Source organism: Streptomyces populi, from assembly GCF_002911015.1.
Taxonomy (GTDB): domain Bacteria; phylum Actinomycetota; class Actinomycetes; order Streptomycetales; family Streptomycetaceae; genus Streptomyces; species Streptomyces populi.
In genome coordinates this window covers 93,496-102,729 of record NZ_KZ626846.1, presented here as the reverse complement: position 1 = coordinate 102,729, position 9,234 = coordinate 93,496, and the positions used below count along the sequence as shown (strand labels likewise).

The following is a 9,234-nucleotide window of genomic DNA, read 5'->3' as shown; positions in this document are numbered from 1 at the left end:
TAAAGGCCCCTCAGTCCCATTCCAGGCCGCCGCGCCGCCATACGTACGCGTAGGCGACGAAGACGGTGAGCACGAAGAGCAGCATCTCCACGAGCCCGAAAACACCCAGGGCGTCGAAGGTGACGGCCCAGGGGTAGAGGAAGACGATCTCGATGTCGAAGACGATGAAGAGCATCGCCGTCAGGTAGTACTTGATGGGAAAACGCCCGCCGCCGACCGGCGTGGGGGTCGGCTCGATGCCGCACTCGTACGCGTCGAGCTTGGCGCGGTTGTACCGCTTCGGACCGATCAGCGTGGCCATGACCACGGAGAAGATCGCAAAGCCTGCCCCGAGGGCTCCCAGTACGAGGATCGGCGCATACGCGTTCACGCTCCTCGCTCCTCTCAGTCGGCACTGACTGGTGGCGGTTCGGCGAGCCTGCACCCCTGCCCCGTCCGTACCGCCAACCCCGCCCGTCCCGGCGAAGATCGCGGACATGTGAAGCAGGTCACAAGCCCAACTGCCTCGCATCTTATGCCTGGCGGTCTGTGATCTGCGACACGGGGTATCCCCTTAGCTTTGTGATCTCCACCACCTGACGAACGATCATGAAGTCGGATGAGCAGTGATCTTCACACTCGAAGCGTCAGGTCGATCACCAGACGTGACATTTTCGCTCATCGCCGCAGGCCCGGAGGGTCGTCTCAATATCAAGAGACTTCCTTCGCATGCAAATTGGCGTCGGACGCACCCGCTTGATAGAGGGCCGCGTTCACACTTCGGAGGGACCGGCGGGACCGATGTGGACACGTGCACGCATTCACGAGCGGGGGCGACCCGGGAGCGGGCGGGCTCCACGCGCGGGACGCGGCCGCCGGGGTGACCGTTCCGTGACCTGCGCCACATCTACCTATGGGTCAGATAAGCCGGGCTTGGCCATCCTCTTCAACCGGTGGTAGGCGGGGGGCAATTCGGACGTATTACTGAAAGGCCATGATCACGGGCCTGATGGACAGTGTCCGCAATGCCCGTTACGGCGTCAATAAAGAGTGACGGGCGACGAATTCGGCGGCCGATTGAACAACTGTGGCGCACCACACGTTTCTTGAAGGTATGGAGGAGCCCCTGGTACCGCTAGTACCCATGTCCCACACCGCACCCATACGAAGCCACCGGAAGCCCCGTCGCAACGCCCCGTCGCTCGCGATGCGCGCCGGAGTTGCCGGTGGCGTCCTCAGCACCCTGGCAGTGGCCGCGGCAGCGGGTTCGGCGAGCGCCGCCGAGCCCGTCACCCAGATCATGGAGCTGCCGACCCTGACGGCCGACCTGGCCACCCAGGTCGCGCAGTCCGCGGACGCCACCCAGCAGGCCGCGGCCGACTACGAGCTGCAGGCGGAGCGAGACGCGGCCGCCGCCAAGGCCGCCAAGCAGGCCAAGGCCGACCTGGCCGAGGCCAAGAAGAAGGCCGAGGCCAAGAAGAAGGCGGAAGCCGCGCGCAAGGCCGCCGCGGCCGACGCCGTCTCCCGTTCCTCGGCGCGGACCACCCTGTCGGCGAGCGCGTCCACGTCCACGAGCGTCGCGGCCCCGGCCAGCGGCAGTGTCGCGACCGTCATCGCCTTCCTCAAGGCGCAGGTCGGCGACGCGTACGTCATGGGCGGCACCGGACCCAACGCGTGGGACTGCTCCGGTCTGGTGCAGGCGGCGTTCAAGCAGGTCGGCGTCGACCTGCCGCGCGTCTCCCAGGACCAGTCGGTGTCCGGTACGCCGGTTTCCCTGTCCAATGTCCAGGTCGGCGACATTCTGTACTGGGGTGCGGCGGGTTCGGCCTACCACGTCGGTGTGTACATCGGTAACGGGCAGTACCTCGACGCGGCCAACCCCTCCAAGGGCGTCGTGATCCAGGACCTCTCGGGCTACCCGGCCACGGGCGCGGTGCGCGTGCTCTGACCCGCGAGTGACTCCCGGAGGGCCGCTTCCTGTGCGGGGAGCGGCCCTTCGGGCTGTCCGAAGGACCGGTTCCGGTGCCTTGTCGGCGGCGGCTCTCCTCACCTCCCTCCCGGAGGGAGCGGAAGGGCGCCCCAGGAGCGCACGCGGCCGAGCGGCGCGAGCGGGTGGTGACCCGTCGCGCCGCCGGGCCGCGGCCGTCCCGGTGACCGCCCGGACGTCGGCCCGGACGTCGGCCCGGACGTCGGCCCGGACGTCGGCCCGGACGTCGGCCCGGACGTCGGCCCGGACGGCCGGGAGGCCGCCGGGTGACCGTCCGGGCGGTCCCCCGCGCGCGGTCAGGCCTTCGGGGCCACCTTCGAGAGGCCGTTGATGATGCGGTCCATCGCGTCGCCGCCCGTCGGGTCGGTGAGGTTCGCGAGCATCTTCAGGGTGAACTTCATCAGCATCGGGTGGGTCAGACCGCGCTGCGTGGCGATCTTCATGACCTTCGGGTTGCCGATGAGCTTCACGAAGGCGCGGCCGAGCGTGTAGTAGCCGCCGTAGGTGTCCTTGAGGACGCGCGGGTAGCGGTGGAGGGCCAGTTCGCGCTGGCCGGGGGTGGCGCGCGCGTGGGCCTGGACGATGACGTCGGCCGCGATCTGGCCGGACTCCATGGCGTAGGCGATGCCCTCGCCGTTGAAGGGGTTCACCAGGCCGCCGGCGTCACCCACCAGCAGCAGGCCCTTGGTGTAGTGCGGCTGGCGGTTGAAGGCCATCGGCAGGGCCGCGCCGCGGATCGGGCCGGTCATGTTCTCGGGGGTGTAGCCCCAGTCCTCCGGCATCGAGGCGCACCAGGCCTTCAGGACCTCGCGCCAGTCGAGCTCCTTGAAGGAGTCGGAGGTGTTGAGGACGCCGAGGCCGACGTTCGAGGTGCCGTCGCCCATGCCGAAGATCCATCCGTAACCGGGCAGCAGACGGTCCTCGGCGCCCCGGCGGTCCCACAGCTCCAGCCACGACTCCAGGTAGTCGTCGTCGTGGCGCGGCGAGGTGAAGTACGTGCGGACGGCGACGCCCATCGGGCGGTCCTCGCGGCGGTGCAGGCCCATCGCGAGGGAGAGACGGCTGGAGTTCCCGTCCGCGGCCACCACCAGCGGGGCGCGGAAGGTCACCTCCCGCTTCTCCTTGGAGTCGGCGTCGCCCAGCTTGGCGTGCACGCCGACGATCCGGCCGGTGCGCTCGTCGAGGACCGGGGCGCCGACGTTGCAGCGCTCGTACAGCCGCGCGCCCGCCTTCTGCGCCTGCCGCGCGAGCTGCTCGTCGAAGTCGTCGCGCTTGCGCACGAGTCCGTAGTCGGGGAAGGAGGCGAGATCCGGCCAGTCGAGCTGGAGGCGCACACCGCCGCCGATGATGCGCAGACCCTTGTTGCGGAGCCAGCCGGCCTCCTCGGAGATGTCGATGCCCATCGACACCAGCTGCTTGGTGGCGCGCGGGGTCAGCCCGTCACCGCAGACCTTCTCGCGCGGGAAGGCCGTCTTCTCCAGGAGCAGGACGTCGAGCCCCGCCTTCGCCAGGTAGTAGGCGGTGGTGGAGCCGGCTGGCCCGGCCCCGACGACGATGACGTCGGCGGTGTTCTCGGAGAGGGGCTGGGGCTCGGTCACGGCGGGGTCTCCCCAAGACTCGAAATCAACGTGCCGACGGGCACTGGACATGGGCAGTCTATGCAGCGGTACCGATCACCCGGCTGAAGGGCTGCCCCGTGAACCGAGCTCTCCCCGCTGTACGACTGCGCGTCCCCACCGACGAGGACGCCCTCGAATGGCACCGGGTCTTCGACGACCCCGAGGTCATGGAGTTCCACGGGGGCCGCGCGGCCGAGCGGTCCGTCTACGAGGAACTCACGGCGCGCCAGCGGCGGCACGACGCGGAGTACGGGTTCTGCCTGTGGACGGTGCTCGGTCCCGGGGACGAGGTGCTGGGCTTCACCGGCGCGCAGCCGTGGCCGCACTCCTGGGGTCCGGCCGGGAAGATCGAGATCGGCTGGCGGCTGGGGCGGGCGCACTGGGGCAAGGGGTACGTCACGGCGGCGGCGCGCATCACCCTGGAGCGGGTCCGCGCGGCGGGCGTCACGGACGTCGTCGCCATGGTCAACGCGGGCAACGCCCGTTCCATCGCGGTGACGAAGCGGCTCGGCATGGAGCTCGCGGAACGGTTCACGCTGCCCTCGTCCCGGCAGGAGGGGCACCGCTACCGGCTGGCCCTGTGACCGTCGCCGGGGCCGGCCCCGTACCGGAGCCCGGCGCGTCTCCCCATGGCTTCCGGAAGGGCACGGGCGAGGCTTACCCTTCCGGTACCGCTGGGGGTGACGTCCGTGCGCATAACACCCAAGACACCCGAAGTGCGTGTACCGCGGCTCGTCGGTCTGATGGCCATGGACGCGCGTGAGACGGCAGAGGCTCGCGGTGTTCTGCTCGCCGCGCCCGACCGGCCCGATTTCCATCGGACGGTCGTCGACTACGTCGTACGTCAATTTCCGCAGCCCGGGGCCGAGGTGCCGCGCGGAGCCGTCGTCACGGTGTGGTTCGACCTCGGGGACGCGGAGGGCGGCGCCGGAGTGCGTGAACCGCGTCCGCCCCGTCCGCCGTCGGGCGGGCTGCGCCGCGAACTCGACCTGCCCGGCGACCCGTTCGAGGTCATCGGGTAGCCGCCGTCGACAGGTTCCCGGGGGCGGGGCCGGTCGTCGGCCCCGCGGTCCCGCGAACGGGGTCAGGCCTGCTTGTAGCCCCGGTGGAGGGCCACGATGCCGCCCGTGAGGTTGCGCCAGGCCACCTTCGACCAGCCGGCCCCGATCAGCCGCTGGGCCAGTTCCGGCTGGGTCGGCCAGGCGCGGATGGACTCGGCGAGGTAGACGTACGCGTCGGGGTTGGAGGAGGCGGCCCGGGCGACCGGGGGCAGCGCGCGCATCAGGTACTCGGTGTAGACCGTGCGGAACGGCGCCCAGGTGGGGTGCGAGAACTCGCAGATCACGACGCGCCCGCCCGGCCTGGTCACGCGGTACAGCTCGCGGAGCGCGGTGTCGGTGTCCTGGACGTTGCGCAGCCCGAAGGAGATCGTGACGGCGTCGAACGTGTCGTCCTTGAAGGGCAGCTTCGTCGCGTCACCGGCGGTCAGCGGCAGCCAGGGGTGGTTCCGCTTGCCGACGCGGAGCATGCCGAGGGAGAAGTCGCAGGGGACCACGTACGCGCCGGTGCGGGCGAAGGGGAGCGACGAGGTCGCGGTGCCGGCCGCGAGGTCGAGGATCTTCTGCGCGGGGCGCGCGTCGACCGCCTTCGCGACCTCCTTGCGCCACGCCCGGTCCTGGCCGAGCGACAGCAGGTCGTTCGTCAGGTCGTACCGTTCCGCCACGTCGTCGAACATCGAGGCGACTTCGTGCGGCTGCTTGTCCAGGGATGCGCGGGTCACGGTCCCATTGTGGCAGCAGGGGCCGGACGGCTCTCCGGCGCCCGGCCGCGGACGCGGCGGTGATTTCCGCCGCCGCGTCCGCAGGGGGTACGGGCAGGGGGCCGGACGCCGGTTCCGGACGGTCTCCGGGCCGCTACGGCAGCAGCCGGGGCCTCTTCCGGGCGGCCAGGTCCTCGACCCAGCCGAACAGGAGGATCGCGATCCAGATCAGCACCCAGCCGACGGCGAACATGAACCACTGGCTCTCCAGGGGCAGCCACTTCTCGAAGGCCGGCACCTTCCAGAACTGGTCGATCAGCGGGACGGCCAGGACCAGCGCGATCTCGTGCCAGAGGTAGATCGTGACCGCGCGCGCGTTGAAGACCGTCACCACGCGGTCGAGCCGCTCGAAGCGGGCGAGCCAGGCGAAGTCGACGTCGTGGTACGCCTTGAAGCACATGAGCAGCGTCACGAAGCCCGCCGACCAGAAGGCCTGGGCGAGGGGGATCTCGTCGAGGTCGTACGTGCCGAACTCCGACCGGTGCGCGAGGGCGTACCAGCCGCCGTACGCGAGGGCGGCCAGCGAGGCGAGGACCACCGCGGACGGCCTCAGGCGCCGGAGCACCCCCTCGCGGTGGGCGAAGCCGGCGAGCCAGCAGAAGAGATAGGTGGCGAGGTCCGTGAGGGCGCTGCCGAAGCGGTCGTAGGGCGGCTGCCAGCCGTACTGGAAGACCACGATCGGGACGAGCGAGACGAGCAGCGCCGGAACCGGGGCCCTGCGGAAGATCTTCAGCAGCAGGGGCGAGAGCAGCACGAACCAGAGGTACGTGCGCAGGTACCAGAGGATCTCCCAGGCCTGCGCGCCCCACTGGTCGCCCGGGGGGTCCCCGACCGGGACGATCCAGAACACGATCTGCCAGCCCGGCATCCAGCCGTGGATCATCATCGCCAGCACGACGAGGAGGCCCCAGAACCAGAACGGCGGCAGCAGGCGCCGCATCCGGCTCCGGACCACCCCGATCGCGGGACGCTCCAGGGACTTGGCCATCAGCGTGCCGGCGAGCGCGAACATCACGCCCATCGACGGGAAGACCAGTCCCGCCCAGGCCCAGCCGAAGGTGTGGTACGTGACGACACGGACCAGGGCGACGGCGCGCAGGGCGTCGAAGTAGCGGTCCCGGGCGCCCCCCGCTCCCTTCTCGGGGGAAGGCGGCGGGGACGGGACCGGGGGCGGCTCGGTCGCCGCGGCCTCCGTCGTCACCGCCTCCGCCTCGGCCTCCGCCTCCGCCTTCGTCGGGGCAGGTTCCTCCGGCCCGGGAACGTACTGCCACTGCTCCTCGTACGACACCGGCTCCTCGTACGACACCGCCTGCCCGTACGCCGTCGGCTGCCCGTACGACGGGGTCCGGTCGTACGGGAGCCCGTACCCGGGGTCGTACCCGTACGCGGGGCCCTGACCGTGCCCGCCGTCGTACCCGGAGCCGTGCCCGTACCCGCCGTCGTGTCCCTGCCCCTGCTGCTCCGCGCCCCAGCTCATCTAGTTCACTCCTGCCGGGGTCCCGACCTCGCCCGTGCGCTTGAGCTTCTGCCAGCGGAGGCGGCCGCCGGTCAGAGCCGTGACGCAGGAGTGGATCAGAACCAGGTACATCATCTGGCGGTAGGCGAGTTGCTGTAGCGGCAGCATCGCGAGGTAGCGGTACTTCTCCCGGTCGAGCCGGAACGCGTAGGCGGCGCAGACCAGTTGGACCGCGAGAACGGCCAGCCAGGCGAGCAGCGCGGCCCGGAAGTCCACGAAGATCATCGAATAGACGGTGAACACGTCGATGAGCGGCGCGAAGACCGGCGTGACGATCTGGAAGAGCACCACCAGGGGCATGCCCACGCGTCCGAACCGGCCCGAAGGCCCCTTGTCCGTGAGGGACTTGCGGTGCTTCCACAGCGCCTGCATGGTGCCGTACGACCAGCGGTAGCGCTGCGACCAGAGCTGCTTGAGCGAACCGGGCGCCTCCGTCCAGGCCTTGGCGTGCTCCTGGTAGACGACCCGCCATCCCGCGCGGTGCATGGCGATGGTGATGTCGGTGTCCTCGGCGAGCGTGTCCTCGCTCATCCCCCCGACCTCCAGCACGGCGTCCCTGCGGAACGCGCCGATCGCACCGGGAATGGTGGGCATGCAGCGCAGCAGGTCGTACATGCGGCGGTCGAGGTTGAAGCCCATCACGTACTCGATGTGCTGCCAGGCGCCGATCAGCGTGTCGCGGTTGCCGACCTTGGCGTTGCCCGCGACCGCCCCGATCTCCGGGTCGGCGAAGGGCTGGACGAGCTGGTGCACGGCGTCCGGCTCGAAGACGGTGTCGCCGTCCATCATCACGACGATGTCGTGACGGGCGTTGCGGACACCGTTGTTGAGCGCGGCGGGCTTGCCCGCGTTCTCCTGCCTGATGACCCGGACGTTCGGCATGCCGAGCGACTCGGCGATCTCGGCCGTGCCGTCCTCGGAACCGTCGTCGACCACGATGATCTCGATCGGGTGCGTGCTCATGGCGAGCGACTTCAGGGTGTTGGCGATGCATTCCTTCTCGTTGTACGCGGGCACGATCACGGTCACCGGCCGGGTGACCGCCGGTCCCCAGCGGAACCCCCCGCCCCGGCCGCGCCGGCGGTTGCGCTGCCGGTGGTGACGGCGGGCGAGGACCAGCATCATCGCGAACCGGCCCATGACGGCGACGCCGACGACGGCGAGGAACCAGGAAAGCGCCGGTACGACCCATTCGGCGACCGCCACGGCGTAGACGAGTGCCTTGCCCTCGTAGAGGGTCGCGCCGGTGGCCTTCCGCTGGGCGGCCTGCGCGGCACCGCCCGCGCCGGTGCCGGCACCGGCGGCCGGATCCGTCCCGGCCGAACCCGGGCCGGACCGCTGTCCGTCCGTCCGCTGTCCCGGGACCTGACGCGACCCTGCGGTCCCCGCGGTCCCCCCGGTGCCGCGGGCCGCCGCCGCGGCCCGGTCCAGCTCGGCCCGGGCACCGCTGACGGTGGTGAAGGTGTAGCCCTTCGCCTTCATCTTCTTGATGTACGCGCCGAGCGCCGCGACCGTCTGCGAGCGGTCGCCGCCGGCGTCGTGCATGAGGACGATGGCACCCTGGCCGTTCTTCGGCGTCGCCCACCGGACGATCTTCGAGACGCCCGGCTTCTTCCAGTCGTCGCTGTCGGTGTCGACGAAGACGCTGGTGTAGCCGAGACCGCCGAGCTCCTTGTAGACGGGCCAGCTGTAGTTGTCGACGGCGCTGATCTCCGACGAGTACGGGGCGCGGAACAGCGTGGTGGTGACACCGGCCGCACCCGCGAGGGCCAGCTGCGTCTGCTTCAGCTCACGCCGGAGGCGCGCGGTGCTCTGGTAGGAGAGGTCGACGTGGGTGAAGGTGTGGATGCCGACCTCGTTGCCCTGGTCCACCAGGGTCCTCACCACGTCCGGGTAGCGGGAGACCATCGAGCCGACCATGAAGAAGGTGCCCTGGACGTCGTTCTCCTCCAGGACCTCGAGGACTTCGGGCGTCCAGTTCGCGGTCGGACCGTCGTCGAAGGTCAGCACGATGGTCTTCTTCGGCACGGACTGCGTCTTCGCGGTGCCGCCGGAGAACGTCAGGATGGGCCCGCCGTCGAGGATCTTCCGGGGGACCTCGTCGTAGGCCGCGCCGTCGCGCACCCGGGCGTCGTTGCCGATCTCGGAGCGCAGGTAGCCGTCGAGCAGCATCACGCTGCCGAGCGCCAGCAGGAGCAGCAGGGCGAGGATGACACGGGGTTTCTGTAGTGCGGCGGCCCGGCCGGCGGCCCGTTCCATCCTGGAGGGGGCGCGCCGTCGGCCGCGCGCGGGTGTCGTCGTGGTCATGAGAGTG

The 9,234-nt window shown here is 70.4% G+C and carries 8 protein-coding genes; 3 read left to right on the top strand and 5 right to left on the bottom strand.

The genetic code is table 11. From position 1 onward, the window contains the following. Positions 1-10: 10 nt before the first annotated feature. Positions 11-370, bottom strand: a complete 360-nt coding sequence (locus CW362_RS06105) for an NADH-quinone oxidoreductase subunit A (protein ID WP_037627175.1) — start codon at positions 368-370, stop codon at positions 11-13. 723 nt (positions 371-1,093) lie between these two features. On the opposite strand from CW362_RS06105, the gene CW362_RS06100 reads away from it, so the two are divergent. After that, the gene (locus tag CW362_RS06100; RefSeq protein ID WP_103548323.1) at positions 1,094-1,927 is read left to right on the top strand and encodes a C40 family peptidase; all 834 of its coding nucleotides are present in this window, start codon (positions 1,094-1,096) and stop codon (positions 1,925-1,927) included. A gap of 335 nt (positions 1,928-2,262) precedes the next feature. On the opposite strand, the gene CW362_RS06095 is transcribed toward CW362_RS06100, so the two are convergent. Then, positions 2,263-3,564 (bottom strand): geranylgeranyl reductase family protein, encoded by a 1,302-nt coding sequence (locus CW362_RS06095; RefSeq protein ID WP_103548322.1) that lies wholly within the window; start codon positions 3,562-3,564, stop codon positions 2,263-2,265. A 98-nt stretch (positions 3,565-3,662) separates the two neighbouring features. On the opposite strand from CW362_RS06095, the gene CW362_RS06090 reads away from it, so the two are divergent. Both CW362_RS06090 and CW362_RS06085 read left to right on the top strand, forming a co-directional pair. After that, positions 3,663-4,169, top strand: a complete 507-nt coding sequence (locus CW362_RS06090) for a GNAT family N-acetyltransferase (protein WP_103548321.1) — start codon at positions 3,663-3,665, stop codon at positions 4,167-4,169. A 132-nt stretch (positions 4,170-4,301) separates the two neighbouring features. After that, on the top strand, positions 4,302-4,607 hold the full coding sequence (locus CW362_RS06085) for a PASTA domain-containing protein (protein WP_240657683.1): 306 nt from the start codon (positions 4,302-4,304) through the stop codon (positions 4,605-4,607). 62 nt (positions 4,608-4,669) lie between these two features. Here CW362_RS06085 and CW362_RS06080 read toward each other — a convergent pair whose 3' ends face one another. From CW362_RS06080 to CW362_RS06070, 3 genes are all read right to left on the bottom strand, one after another. Beyond that, complete coding sequence (locus CW362_RS06080) at positions 4,670-5,365, bottom strand: demethylmenaquinone methyltransferase (RefSeq protein ID WP_103548319.1); 696 nt, start codon at positions 5,363-5,365, stop codon at positions 4,670-4,672. A 133-nt stretch (positions 5,366-5,498) separates the two neighbouring features. Then, positions 5,499-6,881 carry an acyltransferase family protein gene (locus CW362_RS06075; protein WP_103548318.1) on the bottom strand — a complete coding sequence of 461 codons (1,383 nt, stop codon included), beginning with the start codon at positions 6,879-6,881 and terminating at the stop codon, positions 5,499-5,501. Then, entirely contained in the window at positions 6,882-9,227 is a 2,346-nt protein-coding gene (locus tag CW362_RS06070) for a bifunctional polysaccharide deacetylase/glycosyltransferase family 2 protein (RefSeq protein ID WP_103548317.1), read from the bottom strand. It lies immediately after the preceding gene. Positions 9,228-9,234 lie beyond the last annotated feature (7 nt).

Bases quoted from the DNA above. Each gene is read 5' to 3' on its own strand.
- CW362_RS06100 (WP_103548323.1), top strand. From the start codon at position 1,094: ATGGAGGAGCCCCTGGTACCGCTAGTACCCATGTCCCACACCGCACCC.
- CW362_RS06075 (WP_103548318.1), bottom strand. From the start codon at position 6,881: ATGAGCTGGGGCGCGGAGCAGCAGGGGCAGGGACACGACGGCGGGTAC.
- CW362_RS06070 (WP_103548317.1), bottom strand. From the start codon at position 9,227: ATGACCACGACGACACCCGCGCGCGGCCGACGGCGCGCCCCCTCCAGG.